The organism is Flammeovirga sp. MY04 (assembly GCF_001682195.2).
Taxonomy (GTDB): Bacteria; Bacteroidota; Bacteroidia; order Cytophagales; family Flammeovirgaceae; genus Flammeovirga; species Flammeovirga yaeyamensis.
This window is the reverse complement of the sequence record NZ_CP003560.2, coordinates 2,984,765-3,006,690: the sequence shown is the minus strand read 5'-3', so window position 1 is coordinate 3,006,690 and position 21,926 is coordinate 2,984,765. Positions and strand designations below refer to the sequence as shown.

Annotated in this window: 15 protein-coding genes; 8 read left to right on the top strand and 7 right to left on the bottom strand. The window is 34.5% G+C overall.

Annotated features, from left to right (window positions below; all coding sequences use genetic code 11):
• Positions 1 to 11 precede the first annotated feature (11 nt).
• Positions 12 to 686 (bottom strand): heme exporter protein CcmB, encoded by a 675-nt coding sequence (locus MY04_RS12120; RefSeq protein WP_066210027.1) that lies wholly within the window; start codon positions 684 to 686, stop codon positions 12 to 14.
• Positions 687 to 1,003: 317 nt separating this feature from the next.
• On the opposite strand from MY04_RS12120, the gene MY04_RS12115 reads away from it, so the two are divergent.
• The gene (locus tag MY04_RS12115; protein ID WP_158297680.1) at positions 1,004 to 1,978 is read left to right on the top strand and encodes a hypothetical protein; all 975 of its coding nucleotides are present in this window, start codon (positions 1,004 to 1,006) and stop codon (positions 1,976 to 1,978) included.
• Positions 1,979 to 2,048: 70 nt separating this feature from the next.
• Here MY04_RS12115 and ccsA read toward each other — a convergent pair whose 3' ends face one another.
• The 3 genes from ccsA to MY04_RS12100 all read right to left on the bottom strand — a co-directional run bounded on the left by ccsA (position 2,049) and on the right by MY04_RS12100 (position 7,162).
• Positions 2,049 to 4,637: a cytochrome c biogenesis protein CcsA gene (gene ccsA, locus MY04_RS12110; protein ID WP_066210025.1), complete on the bottom strand. Its 2,589-nt coding sequence runs from the start codon at positions 4,635 to 4,637 to the stop codon at positions 2,049 to 2,051.
• Positions 4,638 to 4,953: 316 nt separating this feature from the next.
• A complete protein-coding gene (locus tag MY04_RS12105) occupies positions 4,954 to 6,129 on the bottom strand; it encodes a LysM peptidoglycan-binding domain-containing protein (RefSeq protein ID WP_066210024.1) in 1,176 nt (391 codons plus the stop codon).
• A gap of 43 nt (positions 6,130 to 6,172) precedes the next feature.
• Positions 6,173 to 7,162, bottom strand: coding sequence for an OmpA family protein (locus tag MY04_RS12100; RefSeq protein WP_066210023.1), 990 nt, complete (start codon positions 7,160 to 7,162; stop codon positions 6,173 to 6,175).
• A 244-nt stretch (positions 7,163 to 7,406) separates the two neighbouring features.
• Here MY04_RS12100 and MY04_RS12095 point away from each other — a divergent pair, with 244 nt between their 5' ends.
• Positions 7,407 to 8,081, top strand: a complete 675-nt coding sequence (locus MY04_RS12095) for an OmpA family protein (RefSeq protein ID WP_158297679.1) — start codon at positions 7,407 to 7,409, stop codon at positions 8,079 to 8,081.
• Positions 8,082 to 8,152: 71 nt separating this feature from the next.
• Here MY04_RS12095 and sucD read toward each other — a convergent pair whose 3' ends face one another.
• Complete coding sequence (sucD, locus tag MY04_RS12090) at positions 8,153 to 9,031, bottom strand: succinate--CoA ligase subunit alpha (RefSeq protein WP_066210021.1); 879 nt, start codon at positions 9,029 to 9,031, stop codon at positions 8,153 to 8,155.
• 175 nt (positions 9,032 to 9,206) lie between these two features.
• Between sucD and yidD the strand changes: the two genes are divergently transcribed.
• From yidD to MY04_RS12070, 4 genes are all read left to right on the top strand, one after another.
• Positions 9,207 to 9,428, top strand: coding sequence for a membrane protein insertion efficiency factor YidD (gene yidD / locus MY04_RS12085; protein WP_066210020.1), 222 nt, complete (start codon positions 9,207 to 9,209; stop codon positions 9,426 to 9,428).
• Between the two features lie 102 nt (positions 9,429 to 9,530).
• A complete protein-coding gene (locus MY04_RS12080) occupies positions 9,531 to 10,637 on the top strand; it encodes a C1 family peptidase (RefSeq protein WP_066210019.1) in 1,107 nt (368 codons plus the stop codon).
• A 23-nt stretch (positions 10,638 to 10,660) separates the two neighbouring features.
• Positions 10,661 to 11,140: a sugar 3,4-ketoisomerase gene (locus MY04_RS12075; RefSeq protein WP_158297678.1), complete on the top strand. Its 480-nt coding sequence runs from the start codon at positions 10,661 to 10,663 to the stop codon at positions 11,138 to 11,140.
• A 208-nt stretch (positions 11,141 to 11,348) separates the two neighbouring features.
• Positions 11,349 to 12,668: a tetratricopeptide repeat protein gene (locus tag MY04_RS12070; protein ID WP_066210017.1), complete on the top strand. Its 1,320-nt coding sequence runs from the start codon at positions 11,349 to 11,351 to the stop codon at positions 12,666 to 12,668.
• Positions 12,669 to 12,715: 47 nt separating this feature from the next.
• On the opposite strand, the gene MY04_RS12065 is transcribed toward MY04_RS12070, so the two are convergent.
• The gene (locus MY04_RS12065) at positions 12,716 to 13,471 is read right to left on the bottom strand and encodes a porin family protein (protein ID WP_084005860.1); all 756 of its coding nucleotides are present in this window, start codon (positions 13,469 to 13,471) and stop codon (positions 12,716 to 12,718) included.
• 99 nt (positions 13,472 to 13,570) lie between these two features.
• On the opposite strand from MY04_RS12065, the gene MY04_RS12060 reads away from it, so the two are divergent.
• A complete protein-coding gene (locus MY04_RS12060) occupies positions 13,571 to 14,443 on the top strand; it encodes a fructosamine kinase family protein (RefSeq protein ID WP_066210015.1) in 873 nt (290 codons plus the stop codon).
• Between the two features lie 233 nt (positions 14,444 to 14,676).
• Here the strand turns inward: MY04_RS12060 and MY04_RS12055 are convergent, their stop codons facing one another.
• Positions 14,677 to 15,537 (bottom strand): NAD(P)H-binding protein, encoded by an 861-nt coding sequence (locus tag MY04_RS12055; RefSeq protein ID WP_084005859.1) that lies wholly within the window; start codon positions 15,535 to 15,537, stop codon positions 14,677 to 14,679.
• A 258-nt stretch (positions 15,538 to 15,795) separates the two neighbouring features.
• Here MY04_RS12055 and MY04_RS12050 point away from each other — a divergent pair, with 258 nt between their 5' ends.
• The gene (locus MY04_RS12050; protein WP_158297677.1) at positions 15,796 to 21,810 is read left to right on the top strand and encodes a starch-binding protein; all 6,015 of its coding nucleotides are present in this window, start codon (positions 15,796 to 15,798) and stop codon (positions 21,808 to 21,810) included.
• Positions 21,811 to 21,926: the final 116 nt, after the last annotated feature.

Genomic DNA, 21,926 nt, shown 5'->3' with positions numbered 1-21,926 from the left:
TTTATTATTGTTTAACTTCTCCACAAATAAGGGAAAAGTAGAAAAGATACTGTTACTATTATTATATCGATGGCAAATATAACAAGTATTTCGTCCATACTCTGACTTCTTGCTATTCCATCTATGGCATTTTTAGATAATTTAATGAGCATTAATATCATAGGTAGAATAGCAGGTAATCCAAGTACAGCCATAAGGGTGCTATTTCCTTGTGCTTTAGAAGCAATACCCGCCACTAAAGTAAGGGAAGATGAAAACCCGAATCCACCTAAAAAGACCACAAATGCGAATAATCCAAAGTCTTGAATAGGGTTGCCAAGAACAAGTGAATAAACACCAAGTCCAATAAATGAAATAAGCATCATCAGAAAAGCATTATAAATAATTTTTGACAAGATGATCGCTTGTGGACTAATCATTTGATAATAATAAAAATGCCTGCCTTTCGATTCTTTAGTAAAGCTATTACTGGCACCATTTAAGGCAGCAAATAATTGGATGATCCAAAAAAGGGTGTTCCATGTAATAGGAGATAAAGCCGTGCTTTTTTGATTAAAACTTAAGTAACAGACAAATACTGTACTTATAGTAAATAAAAGAAGTCCATTTAAGTTTGTTTTCTCTCTCCATTCTAAAGTTGCATCTTTTTTTAGAAGGATTCCTATTTCAGAAAAAATTGAATTCATATCTAGTGTTTATACATCGAGATGTAAAGAGTCAAAGCATTTATTTTCACTTTTTAAACAGTAAAATTTAAATGAATCTTTAAAATTCTCGATGCAAATTACCAAAAAATCAATGATACATCCAATTCGATAGATTTGTAATTTTTTTTGGCATCCTATATGTACTTTTATACATATCCTATATATTTATCATTTGATATATACTTTACCTCTTGTCTCAAAAACAATTTCAAAGGTAAGTGTGAATATTTTACTACATAGATATCTCCTCAATTTCTTTGATGAAAACTTGAGTAAATGAGGAGAAAAAATAGTTTATGAAACAAACTTTAGTTTATATAAGTATTATTTTTTGTATGGTTTTACAGGCCTGTGTACCGAAAGTGTGCCCAGCATATATCTCTGTATTCTATCAAAAAGATGATCCAAATAGTTTATATTATGTAGCTAAAACTCCTGATCCAGACTCAGACTACTTTTTACCATTAGGGGAAGATTCTACAATGGAAATAAAAGGTACTGTTTCTTATGTAGGTTACTTTATCGACGATTCTACAGCAAAAGAAGAAGAAATTTACGCATCAAGAGAAAAAGAGTGGACCGGTTTGCTTGCCCCTAGAGGTGGACTTTACGGAAAGTACTTTAATCAAGATAAGAAACATCAGGCAGGTAATAAGCCAAATTATATCATCGGAAGCACAATAAATCCTATGCCTGAAAAAATTGAAGAAGATTCTACAATAGATTTCATTGCAGAGGATAGTATCTATTTGGTGAACTCTGGCGATTCCCTTGAGAATTTATTGTTTGGAGGTGGCCCAGGTTATGATGATTCAATGGTTGCTAAAGAATTACCAGATCAAGATAGTGATGATGTAGATGTTGTAACGAATGATTCTCTTCCTCCAACAATGTACGATGGATATGTTTATCTTCAGAAGTATGGTGATTTGGTAGCTAAGGAAGACTCTATGCGCATGGGGTATTTTATAGTTCCAGATTCTATGTACTTAGTAAAAAGGAAATGGTATGAGATATGGAAACCGAAACATTATATGATTCCCAAAAGCGAATTGGATAGCATTCATAAAGCCAATGTGGAGAAATATGAAACGGATTCTCTTGCCAAACTACCTCAGTACGATTCTCTCGGAAATTTAATTGAGAAGAAGAAGATATTTGGTAATAGTAATAATCAGCAAAGTCTAGAAACAGATCCTTTTGAGCAAAATGCCAAAGAGAAAAAGAAGAAAAAGGATGCTGCTGTGAAGGAAGAAGAGGAAGACTGGTAAAAATATAAAGCTAAAAAAGGTGGATGATTCTAAAATCATCCACCTTTTTTATATCAATATAAAGAGAAGATTAAACCATTACTTCTTCTTTAGTTTCTTTCTTTGTGGTTTTGTTTTTACTCTCTTTAAAACGTCGACTAGCAGAAATACCTGTTCCGACACCCAAAAGAATAGTACCAATCCATAAGATACTGATGAAAGGCTTTTCAACTGCTTTCATAATCACCCAGTCTTTTTGAGCTGTTTCTGCTTCAAAGACGAATGTTTTTTCTTTAGGAAGAATCTCTTTTAAAGTAATTCTTAATCCTAACTCTCTATTAGTCGCAGCAATTAAACCTGCCTCATAATCATTTACTAGCCCATCTATACTCATTCTCTTTACTTGAGTAAGTACATAAGACGGCTTCAAATCGATATTGTTATTAGCTCCAAGTAAAACTCTAAGGTTGGCTTGAAGTGCATAATCATCTTCTTTGATATGATAGCCAGGAGCTTTTTCAAGTGGTTTCACCCCATCAAAAACAACAACATAATCATTCAAGAATACGGTATCACCAATAGCTATTTTAAGAGGATCTTGTTTACTCCACTCCACTTCATCATCGCTTACTGCAAGATTCGTAATGTGAGTATACATATCTTTATTCCAGAATGACTTAATATCTGGAGATGGAATTGGACCCATAGCTTCGTTGTCTTGAACTCTTGGGAACAATGAGAATGATTTACCCTTATCGCTGATGTATTCGATTTCGTAGTAAATATTTTCATTATAAATCTGAATTTCATCTCCAATTTCCGCAACAGTTTCTCCATCTTGAATGATATCTTCTAAAACAACTGCATGATACGGGTCATTGGCTTTTTGTTTTACAGATTCCTTATTGAAATACCCTGGTATATCGCGAGAAGTTAATCTTGGTCCTTTGTATGTTAGGTGATATTGTCCCATACGTTTTGGGTGGCCTCTGAACAACAATACATTCTCCTTGTTCATTTCTTCAGGGAATTCACTATTGTAGATTTTACCACTCATATTTAAAGAGATGACATCTTCGAAACCAGAAGAAGCAAGAATACCTACAAGCATTAAAGCCACACCAATATGTGTTACAGCACCACCAGAAATAGAGATTTTCAATTTCGTAAATTGAACAATTACGATGGTATTAGCTACTAAACTAAAAATGGCCGCTGTAAGTAAAATGATGTAAGTTGGCTGATGCACATTACCCATTAAAATTAAAACTGCAGTAATAATTAAGGTAATGATATATGGAGTAGTTAACGTGCTGAATACATTTTTCTTATCCAATCTCTTCCAAAAGAAGAATTGGGCAGTACCAGAAATTAAGGCCAAAGCAATAGCAAACCACAACTGAAATTTAGTATAAAAAGCTACAGCATCTGCAGGAGGAGCCAAGTTTGATGAAATACCAAAATTAGCTACTAAAGCATTAAAGGCAGGGTAAGAAGTTGGTACCAATACTTGGAAACTCATTAATGCTAAAACAGTAGCTCCAATAAATATCCAAAATTCAGCACTGTATGTAGAGGCCTCTTTTTTATCAGAAGGCATGTCTTTCATGCGGGCTACAAACAAAAGAATTGCTAAAATAGTGAAGAATACCAAGTAAAGTAATAACTGACCTGATAATCCTAAGTCTGTAAACGAGTGTACAGAACCTTCGCCCAATACCCCTGATCGTGTTAAGAATGTAGAATATAATATCAAAATAAAAGCACCTAGAATAAGTCCCATTCCTGCTTTTAAAGCAGCGAAACTTTTGTGCTGAATGATCATTAAGTGTAGACCTGCAACAAGAATTAACCATGGAACATACACTGCATTTTCAACAGGGTCCCAGTTCCAATAACCACCAAAGTTTAGTGTTTCATAGGCCCAGTAAGCCCCCATCATAATACCAATACCTAACACGGAGATAGCCGTAACTACCCATCCCATACTTGGTTTTACCCATCCTTGGTAATCTTTTTGAAATAAAGCGGCAATTACAAATGCGAAAGGAATCAAAGTTAAAGCAAATCCCATAAATAGAGTAGGAGGGTGAATGACCATCCAAATATTCTGAAGTAAAGGATTTAGACCAGTACCGTCTTCAGGTATAAAATTAGGATTTGTAGCAAATACAGGTGCCTCGATTGCGTCTCTCAGAAGAATAAATGGTGAAGAACCAATTTTAGCTCCAAACACTGTCACACCTAAAATCATCGACATAAGGAAAGCTTGAACTGCAGCCACAACAAACATGACATTGTACTCCCACTCTCCAGACTTTTTGATAATGAACAAGGCAATTAGAACATGCCAAAACGTCCAAACTAAAAAGCTACCTTCTTGTCCTTCCCAGAAACTAGAAACAATGTAATAAGCCGGTAAATTATTAGAAGAGTGACTCCATACATAATGGTATTCATAATAATGATTGAATATCATAAAGAAGAGAGTACATACCGTTGAAAAAACAGCTATGCCATGGATTATAAATGTAGCTCTTGCTAATTTTTTCCATCGTTGTTTTTCCTCGATGTTATTTTCTGTTGCGGTAAATCTATAGGCTATTGCAGATAATATTGCAGTAACAAAAGCTACAATAATCATGAAATGCCCAAAATTGCCAATGAAAGCGTGAATCATTGATTTGTTGTTTGATCTTTAATGGAATGATGTTGTAAAAAAGTCAAGTAGTTTCTTCCTTAATATACAAGCTGACTCTCTCCATTATTAATTTAAAAAAAGTGATATTGTTTAATAACCTGAGTGGATTGAAAAATAATTTTTCATGCACAGTATTATTACTATCCAATTGATTCACAAATTTAAGAGGATTGTAGTATTTAAAATAAATTAGGAGTATAAATTTTTGATAGTTCTTCTAAGATAGAACTTCATTTATCATTCTTTAAGTTAATGCTTATTGTTAATCAATTAGGTTTTGAGGGATAGGCGATGTTTATAGCTCATTTTCAAAAGGTAAAAAAACAGAATGACCTTCAACAACTTGTGGGTTAAATTCTTGAATCAACTTAATACCTTCTTGCTCGTTATCATAATACATTTGAGCAATTTTTTTCAATGTTTCTCCCTTTTGAACTAAGTGAGTCCCCTTAACAGGAACAATAAACCAATTTTCGTCCATTACTACTTTTGCTTCAATAGCCAAGGGATTATAGATATTAAACTTTTCAGCGATTTCTTCTCGTTTGAATTTTTTTCTAGCATCTCTAAACAAAGCGTACATTCGATAGCGTTCGTTGTCGAAAACATCAAAATCACGATTAGCTATTGATTGAATATGTTGTGTTTGATAACGTTGGAAAGCTTCTATGGTCTTTTCAGATTTAGTATTTTCCTTTTTGATGTTTGCAATTTCATCATCTTTTTCCTGTATTTGACTTTCCCAATTAGATTTATTCTGCTGATACATAAAGATGATCAACAGAGTAAATAAAACGAAACCTACAAAATTATAGATCTGATTTTTCTTCTGATTTGGGTTTCTAAGGGCTTCATCCGCCTCTTTTTCGAATGGAAATACCTCCTGAAGTGCTTTTTCTCTATTTCTTGATGGAGCATTGTCTCTCAAAAACTCACAAGGAAGAATACCTACAAAAGACAAGTCTTCTTTAGTTTGTTGAATTAACCCTTCTGCAGATTCTTGAGGTAGGGAAGAAGAGAATATATCTTTTAATGATTTTGGAGCCGTCTCAAATAATAAAGAAGCATTACAGACCACTAACTGATCGTCTTCATTTAATAAAAAAGGAGTAGCGACTGCTGGGTTTTTAGTATGCGGAGGAGATAGAAAACGACCATCGCGATAGACAAATAAACGAATATTACCATTGCGAGTATGCCACAAACGTCTATCTTTAAGATAGACAAGTACATAGTCGTTACACCCAAAATTTTTTACAACTTTACTTGCTTCATGTAATGCAAGTTGAGGTTTTTTATTTTCTTTAAAAGATTTATTTAAGGTTGTTTTTGTTTGTTCATCTGCACTCTCTAAAAGTCCTCCACCTAAAAATAAACTATCAGAACTTAATTCGTTTAGCCAAAAATGTGTGGAATGAACATCAGATGATGAATATCCAAAAGTATATTTTTGTTTAGTCTTTACGGTCATGTTTATTCTCTACAACTTGAATTGATACATGTAGTTTGAATGATCAATCCATTTTTTTAAACCTATACTCTACTCTTCTATTTTCAAGATGTTTTAAGTTAGAACATTTTACATTATTCTTACACTCATTGATCAATAAGTTTTCACCAAAACCGTCTGTAACAACTCTTTTTCTTGAAATTCCTTGAGAAATAAAATATAAAAGTATGGATTTTGCCTGTTTTTTTGATAATGATAAATTAAAATCATCATCACCACGAGAGTCTGTATGACAACTTATTTCTACTGATAACTGAGGTCTTTTCTTTAAAGTAGAAATAACGGAGTTGAGTTCTTCTATAGCAGAAGAGGAGATAATATCTGTGTTTACTTCAAAAGGGTATATGTCGAATTTATGGACTTTTTCTTCTTTAAAGTTTAAATCTAATTCATATGTTTTTTGATCATTTATTTCAACCACTGTATCATATGAGTGTAAATAATTAGGATTGGTTACTGATAGACTATATGTGTCATAATTGTGAATCGGAATAATGAATTCACTGCCCTTGTGTTTAAGAATAAAAGAAACGTCCTCGCTTTTTGATTCTATTTGATAAGTATTTTCAACATCAGTGTATTTGGGGCTATTGATTTTAATCTTAGCAAACTCTTCATTTTTATCCATTGTATGGCGGATACTTATTTTCTGACCGCCTTTCATTTTGGAAGATAAAATCTGAATAGAACCTTGAACACTCTTCATTTTTTCCTTAGAAAAGTATATTTCAAAATTTTCGTTATTACTCAATTCAAGGGAAAACTTTCCTTCGTTGTCAGTAGTTGCCTGAATAGATGAAACAAGTACTTTTTTGGATGATGAGGAAAGATTAATTATCTTGAATGCAAGGACCTTAACATCTTTAATTGGTTTGTTTTTTAAATTGCAAACAGTACCAATTAATACAATATTTTCCTTCGCGGAAACAGTGAATGACGTAAGACTAATTACGAAAAAGAATAAAAAATATTGTAAGATGCTATTTTTAGTCATTTAATTTTTTTGAGATAAAGGGTTTGTTTCTGTTGTTGCTAGATTGATCTTAACTTGACCGATAATAATTTTTTTTCTTTCTAGGTAAGAAAAATCAATGTTTTACACAACATAATTCCGTTAACATTCGTTTTAAGTTTGTATATTTGAAACTTACTCTAATAAGTAATTATCTCTCTTTATTGATAGGTGCATTATGCGATATACTCAAATCTTAACAAAGTTATGCTTTCTCCTGCTGTTGGTGATACTAACCCAAAATGTTATCGCCAATTCAAAAAAGGAATATACTCTCAAAGGTATTTACTTGGATAGTGAAAAAGGAAATACTATTGAAGGTGTAAAAGTATGCATAAAAAATATCAAAAGTGGTGCCAAGACAACAATATATACCGATCAGAATGGTCAGTTTGTATTAACCCTGGAAGGCGAAGCAAATTATAAAATATACGGTACTAAGGATTTATATTTTGATCAAGAAGAACATACAATCTCTACCGAAGGTGATTTAGAAAGTAATATTATAGAGGTATCCTTTAATATAAAAGAGGTGAAATGTGATATTCCTTATACATTATCAGATTTACATTTTGAAGTGAACAATTCAGCAATCTTAGAAGACGGGGAGCAGCATATTGATTTTTTATATGAGTTGTTATCAAAAAATCATAAAATAAATGTGATTATAAGAGTTCACTCAGACGCTAGAGGAGCCAATGATTACAATAAAGAAATTACTCAAAGCCGAGCAGACTATTTAAAAGAGATTTTGGTATCGAAGAATATATCATCAACTAGAATTACAGCAGAAGGAGTAGGGGAAGAAGAGATTGTAAACGATTGTATTGATGGTATACGATGCTCTGGAGAAAGACACTTAGAAAATAGAAGAGTTGAAATCGTACTTAAGCAATCCTAAAAAAACATTATTATAAAAAAAGACCTTGAATTGAATCAAGGTCTTTTTTTATGGCTTGGAATAAATTCCAATTATGCATTAACTAATAATTTAGCTAAAGTCTCTCCGATATCAGCCGGTGATTTTGAAACAGCGATTCCACACTCTTCCATAATACGCATTTTAGCTTCTGCAGTATCATCTTCACCACCAACAATGGCACCTGCGTGACCCATTCTTCTACCTTTCGGTGCAGTTTGGCCAGCAATAAAACCAACAACTGGTTTAGGGTTACCTTGTTCTTGGATCCACTTTGAAGCTTCCGCTTCGTAGTTACCTCCAATTTCACCAATCATTACGATAGCTTCAGTATCTGGATCTGCCATTAATAATTTTACTGCTTCTTTAGTTGATGTACCAATAATTGGGTCACCACCAATACCAATTGCAGTAGATACTCCGTAACCTGCTTTTACAATTTGATCTGCAGCTTCGTACGTAAGAGTACCCGACTTAGAAACGATACCTACTTTACCTGGTTTGAAAATGAAACCTGGCATAATACCTACCTTTGCCTCTCCTGGAGTAATAACACCTGGACAGTTTGGTCCGATAAGAGTAACGTCTTTGCCTTTAATGTAATCTTTTGCCTTAACCATGTCAGCTACTGGAATACCTTCAGTAATTGCAATAATTACTTTGATACCTGCGTCTGCAGCTTCCATAATAGCATCTGCAGCAAATGCTGGAGGAACAAAAATAATAGATACGTTCGCTCCTGCTTGCTCTACGGCGTCAGCAACTGTGTTAAAAACTGGTCTGTCAAGATGAGTTTGACCACCTTTACCTGGAGTTACACCTCCAACTACATTTGTGCCGTAAGCAATCATTTGCTCGGCGTGAAAACTGCCCTCAGATCCAGTGAATCCTTGAACAATTACTTTTGAGTCTTTATTGACCAATACACTCATGGTTGTGTTGGTTATTTGTTAGTAAATATTAATATTACTTATTTGGATGCAATTTATACAATTTGATGATTATAATAAATAAAGATCATCTTTTTTATTGGTAAATTGTCATTGTTTTAACGCTATATATGTGAAAAAACGATTTTTCAAACATTTTATACCCGAATATGCGAATATGGGAAAGTTTATTTCAAAAATAATGGTGCTGCTCGTTAGAGGTTATCAAGTGCTTATTTCGCCTTATACACCATCTTCTTGTAGATACTCACCTACTTGTTCTGAGTACACTGTGCAAGCTTTAAAGAAATACGGTCCGATAAAAGGCGGAAAATTAGCTTTCAAAAGAATAAAAAGTTGTCATCCTTGGGGCGGTAGTGGATACGATCCAGTGCCTTAACATAATTTAATATATAATTAGATATTAACATTTCGTTTTTGTACATTTAGGCATTCGATTATGACATATAATTAATCCTCGTTAAAATATAATTATATATAGATGTTATCCATCAAAAAAATACTAGCTTCTGTACTGCTTGCCGGAGCTTCTACACTAACAGTATTCGGACAAGAAACTATCGTAGATGGTACTCAACTTAAAGTGGTTAATCAGGTAAAAACAACTCCTGTAAAGAGTCAGGGTAGAACAGGTACATGTTGGAGTTTTTCAACAACCTCTTTTATTGAATCTGAATTAATGCGTAAGGGAAAAGGAGAGTTTGACCTTTCTGAAATGTATTTTGTGAGAAATACATACCCTTTAAAAGCAAAAAAATATATAAGAAAACACGGTAAAGCTCAGTTTGGAGAAGGTGGACTTGCCCACGATGTAATGAACATTATTCGTGAGAAAGGTTTTGTTCCTAATGCTGTGTATGATGGGAAAAATGGTAGTAAAGGACCTTATGATCATCAAGAATTATTCGGTGTGATGGAGAGTGTTTTGAAAACGTTGTCAACATCAAGAACAATTTCAGATAAGTGGGATGATGCTTTTAATGCAATTTTGGACGTATATATGGGCGGAACTCCAGTCGAATTTGAATTTGAGGGCAAATCTTACACACCTCAAAAATTTGCTTCTAACTTGGATTTTAATCCTGATGATTATGTCGAGTTAACTTCTTATGATGCATATAAAACATATGCTCCATGTGTACTAGAAATTCCAGATAATTGGTCTGATGGTATCTATTACAATCTTCCTTTATCTGATTTGCAAGAGGTAATGAATAATGCTTTAAATAAAGGCTATTCATTAACATGGGATGGAGATGTTTCTGAAAAATCATTTTCTCATAAAAATGGAAAAGCAACTATTGAAGAGAAAGATGGTAAGGAAATTGAAGTAACGTCTTCATTACGACAAACAACTTTTGATAATTATTCAACCACAGACGATCACTTGATGCATATCGTTGGCATTGTGAAAGATAAAGACGGAGCACTTTATTATGTTACTAAAAATTCATGGGGTGCTGAATCAAATGATTTCGGAGGTTATTTATATATGTCAGAAGGATATGTAAAACTTAAGACCGTTTCAATTATGGTTCATAAGGATGCTATTCCATCTGATATCAAAAAGAAAATAGGTTTAATCTAATTTCATGTCAAAAATAGATTGGTGTGTATAGAATAAGAGAGGAAAACAACATGACATTGAATAAGAAAAGATGGGTAAATAAAAAGCCTCGCATTATAGAAATTGAGGAACACGGTTCTCATACAATGGGTTTTTTAACTCCTGTATCTGAAAATAAACAAATACCTTTTCCTATAAAAAGAGTATTTTGGACGAACGGCGGAACAAAAGATACTGTTCGAGGTAATCATGCTCATAAAGAAACAGAAGAAGTAATTGTAGCAGTTACGGGTACAGTGGAGGTAGAGGTTGTTCTTGATGACATGAAAAGAAAGGTATTTATCCTTGATAATCCTTGTCAGGGTCTGTATTTGCCCCCTAATACTTGGAGAACCTTATATTTTAATAAAAATGCTGTTACCGTTACAATAGCTTCTACAGAGTATGATCCTAACGACTATGAAACCGATATGGTAAATTGGTTGCAAAGGGACTACTCGGATGAGAAATTTTATAACGAGTAATAGATTTGGAATAAAATTTGAACTTGTTTGTTTTAACAAGTTAAAAATCACTTAGTTCTGTTTTAACACGTTGCTAGGTGATTTTTTTTAAAACTTTGAAATACAAACTTCTATTCTTAATTCAAAAAGGGTATTTATTTGAATATCAAGTGGGTAATTCATTGTTTTTTAGTTTAAAAGAAACTCAGAACTACGTTGTAAAAATAAGATGAGGTCACTACTAAAATTATTGTTGCCGATTCTTGCTCTTCAAGTTTTTAGTCAGGTGTACGCACAAGCTGATCGTGCAGCTGCATATTTCGTTTTGGCAGAAAATAATAGAAAAGCAAACAAGTACTTAGAAGCAATTGATGAGTACGCATTAGCTATACGCTATGATTCTACCCAAGAGAAATATTACTTGATGAAGGCGAAGTGTCAGGTGACAATGAAGCAGTTCAATAATGCAATTGATACTTTTGAACAAGGATTAAAACAGTTTCCTGAAAACGGTTTTATGAATTATCAATTGGCACGTCTTTACATGCGTAAAGATTATTATGAACAGGCGGTATATTACTTTGATCAATCGTTTAAGTATTTATCAAATAGTAATAAGAGTCAGAGAATAAATGCAAAGAATCAAATTATCATGATTCTTTTCAAAGAAAAACAATACAATAAGATCCGACCGCATATTAATGATGTTGTAGCGATATCAGATAGTAATTATATTGCTCTTTATTATTCTGGTAAACTGTATAATATGGAACAAGAATATGAACATGCGGTTAGAGATATTAAAAAGGCATTGTCTTATGTTCCTCAGGATAGTAAAAATTCAGCAAGATTTTATTACGAATTAGGCTATGCTTATTACAATCTAGAAGAATATACTCTATTAAATTCTATAATTGATAAGGCGAATTATGGGTCCTATAAAAAGTTAGTGGCTAAACTTACTCCTGAGTATAAATATTGGATTGCCGTATGTTATTATCAGATATATGATTTTGATAAATCAAGTGATCTTTTATTTGATGCTTTAAAACAAGATAACTCTAATGTGAAAGCACATGAGTTACAGATCAAGATAGCCAAGGTGACTTCAGATAAGTCAGAACAAATTGATAAGGCAGAAATAATGGTTCAGAAGATTGATGAAAAATATCAAAAATCAAAAATCTTTGAAGAAATCGCTTCTTGGCAACTTTCGTCTCTTATGCTTCATGATGCAATAGCTTCTTGTGACTCTGCTTTATATTATGATGAGTACAATTATCATGTAAAATATACCAAGGCGGTAGCACTATTTAAGTTGCATAAATTAGATGAGTCAATAAAAGTATTGCAGGAACTGGTAAAATATAACGGTTTAGATGTGAAAACGAAATCGAAGTATTATTTTACACTAGGAATTGCAGCATTAAAAGAAAAAGATTACGATGTGTCGACCAATGCATTTAAAAGTGCAAAGTTGGATAAGACATTCAAAATAGCAGCAGATGATGTTCTCAGTTATTTGGATACCAAAAAAGACACCATGTAAATATCAGAAATAAAAAAATCCCACAGTTTCCAAACTGTGGGATTTTTTTATTGGTCATTTCTTATCTCCCAATTATCATTACTTTTTGAAGGGGCTTCATTTGTATTATCATCTGAAGGTTTTGCCTTCCAACCACTAATAGGTAAAATATAAGAGAAGGTTAGACCTCCAATTGTAGATACCGAACGATTGGTGGATGACCTACTATCTGCTTTTAATACATCAGTCATACTTGCAGAAAAGCGACCCTCAATCTGAAAATGTCCATACTTGGTGAGAATATTAACCCCTGCACCTCCGGCTATTGAAACTACAAATGGATTCGCTGCTCTATCGTAATAATCATACCGTTGGTTGTCAAGAGTAGTTATTACCTCCTTGGATTCTCCAATCATATAATCAAATTGTGGCCCAACTAATATGACAAACTGAAAGTTCTTTTTACCTAAATAAATGTTGGTCAACATTGGAAGAGATATATAGTTGAGTTTTCTTTCGTATACTGTCTCTGTAAAATCCTCTTGATTAAACTCTCCCCAACCTGCAGTAATGTGATTTAGTTCTACCTGAAGACCGAAGAATTTTTCGGCATTGTATTTAAATAGAAAACCATAAGTTGGAGCTAATACAGGACTCTGACTTATGGGTTCTGTGGTAAAACCCACTGCAGAAGAATAATACCCACCTTTTAGTCCAACAGCTATTCTAGGAGGGTCCAATAAATTCTTTTGTGCTTCTACCAACTGATGTGATAATAGCAGTAAAAAGAAAGAACATATTATATTTCGATATATGTGATGCATATATATAAATTCAATTTTCAATTGGTAAAGATAATTATCAAATGATTATATTCGTCAAAATTCAACGAATTCAATTATAATTAATTATTGATTCTCTCAATGTCAGAAGCTTTTTATCAAGAAATACTTAAAAAACACCTAGGAAATGATATTCAGTTACTAGAAACTAATAATATCACTGGTGGTTGTATTAACGAATCCATCAAATTATCCACCAACAAAGGTAACTTTTTTATTAAGCATAATGCTAAGTTAAAGACACACTTTTTTGATGTAGAGCGTAAAGGGTTAAACCTTATTCGCGATAATTCGGACTTTACCGTTCCAAAAGTTATAGGTATTGGCGAGTTCGAACATGGTGTTTATTTAATTATGGAACACATTAACAGTAGTCGTTCATCGCATGATTATTGGGAAAAGATGGGGAATTATCTAGCAGAGATGCATAAGGTGACGCAACCTGAATTCGGTTTAAATTATCATAATTATATTGGTAGGTTACCTCAACTGAATAATAAAGAAGAAAAATGGATTGACTTTTTTGTGAATCAGAGAATCGTGCCACAATACGAAATGTCTGTTCAAAATGGTTTTTTAAAGCAACATCACTTAGATAAAATCTATTTGATAAAAGAAAAATTAGAAAACTACTTTCCTAAAGAATCTCCCGCCCTTCTTCATGGTGATTTGTGGAGTGGAAATACCATGGTTGGTGCTTTAGGCGAACCATGTTTAATTGATCCTGCTGTGTATTACGGACATCGGGAAGCAGAATTAGCATTCACTACTCTTTTCGGAGGTTTTGATGACGCTTTCTTTAATGCCTATAATGAAACTTATCCTTGGGAAGAAGGTATAAAGGAAAGAATTCCTTTCTATAATTTGTATCCATTATTGGTACATTTGAACCTATTTGGTAAGAGCTATCTATCTGAAATTGAGGGGGTATTGAATAAGTTAGAGGAAATCTGATATTCATCGATGTAAATCAATGCTTTATCGAAAAAATATATTACTTAACCGAAATAAATCAAATGTAAATAAATTCTAATGTACTTTTAAGTATGCTTAATTAAAAAGCATCTAGGGATGACCACCGATGTTATGCTTCTTATCGAAGAAAGGAAAAAAGGATATTTAAGGATTATTTGGTTTAATTGTTAAGGGGAGAGAAACTTACTTTTTTAAGGTAAGTTTCTTTTATTTTATACTGAAAATGATTCGTATTCAAATTCCAATGGATTAGGGAATAAGAATTCAAAGCCAATTTTAGATGTAATTTTATCGCTATTAATAATCTTGAATGCAGGCGGTGTTTCTGGATTAATGTATGTGGGTAAAATGTACTCTCCGAACTTAGCTGTTGATTCGTAAACAAGACGTTTAGGAGGATGTTCAGGTGCCACTAAGTTAAACACCTTATTCCATGCATTGTGATCGTTTAAATCAAGAATATGTAAAATGGCACGAATAACATCGTCTCTAAAAACATAATTTACAGGGATGTCTCCATAGTTTAAATCCTTTTTACCGTCTACATATTTGGCAGGAATACGGTCATATCCCATTAATCCACCAAGTCTTAGTATTGTAGCATCCAAATCCGTATTAATTCTTAATACTTCTTCTGCCAATAAAATTGATTTTGCTTTAGGTGAAGTAGATGTTGGTGAGTTTTCATTTATCTCTTTATTGGAATTCTCATAAATCCCTGTTGAACTAGTGTAAATCACTTTATTAACAGGTAGATCCTCAATAGCATCTTTAATTACCTTTATTTGTTCCGCATGATACGTTTGTAATTGATGTTGTCTGAACCTTGGAGGGATACAAATAACTACAGCATCAGTATCTAATAGATCATTTAATTGATCTATATCTGCTATAGTTGGAGAAAAGTTTAGGTTGTAAGCTTTAACTCCCATTTCACGTAGCTTTAAGATTTTAGATTCAGTAGTTGTACTGGCTTTTACTTGATAGCCCTTTTCCAACAGTTTTTCCACTAAAGGAAATCCAAGCCATCCAGCACCAATAACACTTACTTTTTTAATCTCAGAGAATTTCATAATAGTCTGTTTGGTCTATAATTATTATTCAAAACAAGTTATTAATTGATACCATCAAGTACAACCTCTTTCTTATAAATGTTGCATTATATCTATAAAATCGAGTGTTTTTAGGTACCGTTTTACATGGTGGTACGTTTCTCTTTATCCCGAACATCAAAAAAAAATGGTGGTGCGATTCTTCAAATTCTCTCCCTTACTTTTAACTCACAACTATTTGCGAAGAGTGCTCTCTTCAATTTTTAAAATGAAATGAAAATGAAAAAAACACTAACTAAATTACTCCTCTATTTCGGAGTGGTTCTTTTTGGGCTTAATAGTGCACAAAATGTCTATGCACAACAAGCCGACGGAACCGAAGTGTATCTTCAGGGTTTCCATTGGGAGTCTGCAGATGCGACAAAAATGGATTGGTGGTTAAACCTCCAAACTAAAGTTCCAGCTATTAAATCTGCAAGTATCGATGGAGTATGGTTACCTCCTTCTTCGGATGCTGGAGATAGAGCTGGGTACCTACCTAGAAAATGGTACGATCTAAAATCTAACTATGGAACTGAACAAGAACTAAGAGATTTAATTGCAGCATTAAATCAAGAAGGGGTCGTGTCTATTGCAGACATTGTCATCAACCATAGAGTAGGCTGTACTAGCTGGGCGGATTTCTGCGAACCGGCTTTAGGTTGTCAAGCTATCACTTCTGATGATGAGGTAAACCAACAATTCCCAGGAGATGGTTGTGGAGACTTTGATACGGGTACTCCTTACAGTGCAGCTCGTGATATCAACCACAGAGATTTTGAAACGCGTCAAGCGATTAAAGACTGGATGAATTGGTTGATTAATGATGTGGGATATGCAGGTTGGAGATATGACTTTGTACATGGTTTTGGTGCTGAGTACTTTGCCGAATATAACAACGCTACTTCTCCATACATTTCTATCGGAGAAAACTGGACGAGCGATACTCAGGCAATAGTCAATTGGATGGATGGTACTCAACAAACATCCACGGCATTTGACTTCCCCTTAAAGTTTGCATTACATGAAGCTGTAAATGGTAATTATGGTGCTCTAAACAATGGAGGTAAAATGCCAGGTGTTGCAGGTGTTTGGCCACAAAACTCTGTCACTTTCTTAGAAAACCACGATACAGAGCCTGTGAGACAAGGTGATCACCCTGGAACATCATTTCCAAATGATCCATCAACTAACTCACAAGTTCTTCAAGGGTATGCTTATATTTTAACTCACGCAGGTAGTCCTATGGTATTCTATTCTCACCTTTTCGATTATGGTCTTTACGATGATATCTCGAAAATGGTAGCGATAAGAAAAGCCAATGGTATTCATAACAATAGTACTGTAAACATTCAGCAATCCGATGGAAATGGATATGCTGCAATTATTGATAATAGTGTAGCTGTACGATTAGGTAACACCTCATGGTCTCCTTCAGGTAATGGATGGATCTTACAATCTGATGGTTTAAACTATTCGATTTGGAGCAAACAAGATATTGACCAAGAACCAATTGTGAGTATTAGTCCAGATGTGATGCAATCATTTGATCCTATTACTGTAACGATTTCATCTGATGATGACCGTGATGGTGCACTGCCTATTTACTATACTCTAGATGGTACAGAACCAACTACGTCATCTTCAGTTTACAGTGATAATAACCCAATTGTTCTAACTGCAACAAGAACTGTAATTGCTAAATCATTTGATAGTTCTGGAAACTCAGGTAGAGACGAAAGAACTTATTATGTAGGTGAAGAACTTCCTGAAATGAAGGTGTATGTACATAAACCTGCAGGATGGGGAACATTATATGCACATCATTGGAGTGCAATACCTTCGGGAGTTGTAGAAGACTCAGAATGGCCAGGTAAAGTGATGACCAAAGTAGAGGGTACAGACAACTGGTACATGATTAGCTTGGCTGGAACTGAAAGTTCAAACTTTGTATTCCATGATTTCAATGGTAATCAAGATGAAGACATTCTTATATCAGGTTCTTCTTGGTACAAAGAGGGGGTAGTAACAAACGAGTGTACTATCGATTGTCCAGATGAAGATACCACTGTTGTTATGGTTTCGATCACACCTGTATCAACCACTTTTGAAAATGAAATGACTGTTTCTTTAAATGGGACAGCCGGATCGAGTATATATTATACTACAAATGGATCAACTCCTTCTAATAGTTCGAATGTATATTCCAATCCATTTTCAATTACAGAGACAACAACAATTTCTGCAATTGCTTATCTAAATGGATCATCTTCTGAGGTGAAATCAGAAACTTATACATTATTAGTTGATGAAGATACATCTGTCATTATTCCTGATAAACCAGCTAAAAAATCAGATTTTACTTGGGATAACGCAACAGTCTACTTTACAATGACGGACCGTTTCTTTGATGGCGATCCATCAAATAATAATGCATATGGTAGAGGAACAAATGGTAATGGTCAGCCTTATACAGACGACTCATCGGCTGGAGAATTCCATGGTGGTGACTTAAAAGGTATGACAGCTAAGCTTCGTGAAGGTTACTTTGAGTCTATTGGTGTAAATGCCATCTGGATTACTTCTCCTGTTGAGCAAATGCACGGATGGGTAGGAGGGTCTTCTGATGGTTCATTTAGACACTATGGTTACCATGGTTACTATGCAATGGACTGGACAGAAATTGATCAAAATATGGGTACTGAAAACGACTTCGTTGAATTTATTGATGAAGCCCATAGTAGAGGAATTCGTGTGGTTGTCGATGTAGTAATGAATCATACAGGTTATGTGACAATGCACGATATGGAGCAATACAACTACGGTAGTTTAGATCCAGCATGGAAAACATGGCAGCCAGCAGGTGGAGAATCATGGCATTCATACCACGAGAAGTTTATTGATTATAACAGTGGTGGAACTTGGTTGTCAAATTATTGGGGACCAGAGTGGATGCGTCACCCAGATATTGATGGCTACGATGGCTGTTCATCAGGCGGTGGAATTGATAACTGTGTAGGTTTCCTTCCTGATTTAAAAACAGAAGATATCGCTCCTGTAGGTATTCCAGCCATCTTAGTTAATAAGTGGACGCAAGAAGGAACTTATGATCAGAAAAAAGCAGAATTAGATGCCTTCTTTAGTCAAACAGGTTTACCAAGAGTGGTATCAAACTACATGATTTTCTGGTTGACAGACTGGGTAAGAAAATATGGTATTGATGGTTTTAGAGTGGATACGGCTAAGCATGTTGAGCTAGATCGTTGGGCTAGATTAAAGCAATATGCTATCCAAGCATTAAAAGATTGGAAAGAAGAAAACCCGGACAAAGCGATGGACGATGAGGAATTCTGGATGACAGCTGAAGTTTGGGGTCATGGTAAAAACAAATCAGAATATCACTCAGTAGGTCAGTTTAATTCAGTAATTAATTTTGGATTAAAGAACGATACCAGGGTTGCTAGCAGAGATGCTTCTTCTTTAGAATCTTTATTCTCCGAATATGCAACTATCAATGATGATCCTTCTTGGAACTCTTTAAGTTATCTTTCTTCTCATGATGTAGTACCATTATTTGATAGAAACAGTTTACAAGCTGCAGGTCCTGGTTTCTTATTATTACCAGGTGGTATTCAGATTTTCTATGGTGACGAATCAGGCCGTCCAGAAGGTGGATGGAGTGATGCTGAACAAAACACACGTTCAGACATGAACTGGGGTAACTTTAATCAAACACAACATGATGTTTGGAAGAAGTTAGGTACTTTCCGTAGAGATCACCCATCAGTAGGTGCAGGTTCTCATCAAAAAATAGGTGATGCTCCATATACTTTTGTTCGTGAATATAATAACGATGATAAAGAAATTTATGACAAAGTTATTGTAGCGATAGGTGCAAATGGACAAGTATCATTTGATGTAAATGGTCACTTTGCAGACGGGGATACGATTATCGATCGTTACACTGGAGCGATGGATATAGTCGAAAATGGAAGCGTTTCATTCACTGCAGATAGTGAAGGTATCATCTTGCTAGAAGATATTAATTACCAACCAATCATCTCTCCTAAAATTTCTATGACTGCAGGTGTGTATGATCCAAATAGTGTAGCAGTGACTATCACAGTAACAGATAAAGAAGATCCTAACCCTGTGGTGTATCTTACTAAAGATGCAAATGAAACGAAGGACAATTACTTGAACTGGACAAAATTATCGGCTCAAGATACTAGTTTTACAGTGACAACAACTACTACTGTAAAAGTGGTTGCTATAAATGCAAATGGAATCATGTCAACGGGGGAAGAGAAGTACCAAGTCGGCGCTATAGATCCCATTAATATCTGGGTTTACAGACCAAGTACTTGGGGTTCTCCCTATATTCATTTGTTTGATGCTACTCCTACTGGTATTACCGAAGATACTGTTTGGCCGGGGCAAAAAATGAATTTAGTGAGTGGAGAATGGTATCATGTTGCTGTAGAGGCATTATCAGTTGGTGTAGTAGTAAATAACAATGGTGGAGAACAGTTAGAAGATTACACTGTCACGAAAGATAGTTGGTACAAAGACGGACAATGGTATAGTCAATGTCCTGGCGAATGTCCAGGTGAACAAGGTCCAACAGTTAGCATTAACCCTAGCACAGGAAATTACCCTATAGGCGATTTAAATGTGAGCATGACAGCTACATTTGATGGTGTGATTTATTATACAACAGATGGTACAGCTGCTGATACGACAAGTACTCCATACAGCGGAGGGTTTGTAGTGAGTGGTCAAGATGGGGATATAGTAATTGTTCGTGCAATTGCAAAAAATGAAGCTGGAGTATCTGATGAAGTAACAGCTACATATACTTTCAAAGATGAAGCAACATTTGTGATTTATGCAAAAGGTTATTCTCATGCTTATTATTGGGAAGTACAAGAAAATGGAGTGATAACGATCGAAAACCCAGTTTCTTGGCCTGGAGTTGCCATGGAAGATGCTTCAGAAATTGGCTCAGGTTGGAAAAAAATCATGGTTACTGGAGGTACTTGTTCGAATGTCATCTTCTCTAATGGAGGTGGAGGTCAAACAGGAGATCTTACTACTTGTGGAAACGAGGGTATGGGTTATGAAAATGGGCAATGGATTGAAATTGGTCCAGATACAATTAAACCAACTTTAGGTTTGACCCCTGCTACTGAGTTCCAAGGATCAGGAACAGTAACAATTACTGCTACTGATAATAAGACTGCTTCTCCTACTATATATTACACAATGGATGGTTCTACTCCAACAGAGTCATCATTAAGTGGCTCGGGAACAGTAAATATTGAACTGAATACACCTGGGTCATATACAGTAAAAGCTTTTGCAAAAGACGAAGCTGGTAATGTGAGCGATGTCGCAATGGAAGCGTATACAGTTGTAGAAGTAACAGCAGGTTTCAGGGTTTATTTCCAAGGAGTAAGTAATCCACTAATTCATTATTGGGGGGCATCTCCTGCAGGATCTTACCCAAGTACAAGTTGGCCTGGAGTAAGCCTAATGGAGGCAACCGGTGAAGATGCTGGGTGGTATTATTATGAATTCCCATCAAGTGTAACTTCCATAAACCTATTATTTCATAACAATGCAGGATATAAATCTCCTGACTTAACTAGAGATAAAGAAGGTTGGTATAAAAACGGAGTATGGTACGATGCTAAACCTCCTCAACCAACAGGCTTAACCGTACATTTCAAGAGCCCTTGGGGAAATAGTACTAGAATTCACTATTGGAATGCTTCTAATGGGAGTGCTTCAGCTTGGCCAGGAGAGTTGATGGAGAATGAAGGAAATGGATGGTATTCTTATATTATAGAAGGAGCAAGCTCATCGAATCTACTTTTCCATAATGGAAGTGGAGAACAAACATCCGATATGTCTAGAGATAGAGAGGGGTGGTATAAAGATGGTGTTTGGTATGATTCCAATCCAGAATCAAGTGGAACTAGGTTAATCAATCTAGAAGAGAGAATCGATTTATCGGTATATCCAACTATGGTTCAGCATAAATTTACAGTTCAACTTACTGCTGATAATCAAATGAGAGCACAATTTAGTTTGTACGATCTAAATGGTAGACTTCAGTACTCTGAACAAAGAGAATTATTATACGGAAATCAGAAAATTGAAATGAATGCACAAAACCTATCCACAGGTATGTATATTCTAAAAGTACAAATTGATGATGAAGTAATGATTCGGAAAATTTATAAAAACTAATTGATTTACAAGAGTGTACAATGTTTTCGTTGTACACTCTTTTTCATACATCGAAATCATAATTTTATTCTTATTTCTTGAATATTAGATAAAATTGAGTTAAAATTAGATACTTT

What these genes read in the sequence shown, in the direction of transcription:
- MY04_RS12120 (WP_066210027.1), bottom strand. Translation starts at nt 686, where the DNA reads ATGAATTCAATTTTTTCTGAAATAGGAATCCTTCTAAAAAAAGATGCA.
- MY04_RS12115 (WP_158297680.1), top strand. Translation starts at nt 1,004, where the DNA reads ATGAAACAAACTTTAGTTTATATAAGTATTATTTTTTGTATGGTTTTA.
- ccsA (WP_066210025.1), bottom strand. Translation starts at nt 4,637, where the DNA reads ATGATTCACGCTTTCATTGGCAATTTTGGGCATTTCATGATTATTGTA.
- MY04_RS12105 (WP_066210024.1), bottom strand. Translation starts at nt 6,129, where the DNA reads ATGACCGTAAAGACTAAACAAAAATATACTTTTGGATATTCATCATCT.
- MY04_RS12100 (WP_066210023.1), bottom strand. Translation starts at nt 7,162, where the DNA reads ATGACTAAAAATAGCATCTTACAATATTTTTTATTCTTTTTCGTAATT.
- sucD (WP_066210021.1), bottom strand. Translation starts at nt 9,031, where the DNA reads ATGAGTGTATTGGTCAATAAAGACTCAAAAGTAATTGTTCAAGGATTC.
- yidD (WP_066210020.1), top strand. Translation starts at nt 9,207, where the DNA reads ATGGGAAAGTTTATTTCAAAAATAATGGTGCTGCTCGTTAGAGGTTAT.
- MY04_RS12080 (WP_066210019.1), top strand. Translation starts at nt 9,531, where the DNA reads ATGTTATCCATCAAAAAAATACTAGCTTCTGTACTGCTTGCCGGAGCT.
- MY04_RS12070 (WP_066210017.1), top strand. Translation starts at nt 11,349, where the DNA reads ATGAGGTCACTACTAAAATTATTGTTGCCGATTCTTGCTCTTCAAGTT.
- MY04_RS12065 (WP_084005860.1), bottom strand. Translation starts at nt 13,471, where the DNA reads ATGCATCACATATATCGAAATATAATATGTTCTTTCTTTTTACTGCTA.
- MY04_RS12060 (WP_066210015.1), top strand. Translation starts at nt 13,571, where the DNA reads ATGTCAGAAGCTTTTTATCAAGAAATACTTAAAAAACACCTAGGAAAT.
- MY04_RS12055 (WP_084005859.1), bottom strand. Translation starts at nt 15,537, where the DNA reads ATGAAATTCTCTGAGATTAAAAAAGTAAGTGTTATTGGTGCTGGATGG.
- MY04_RS12050 (WP_158297677.1), top strand. Translation starts at nt 15,796, where the DNA reads ATGAAAAAAACACTAACTAAATTACTCCTCTATTTCGGAGTGGTTCTT.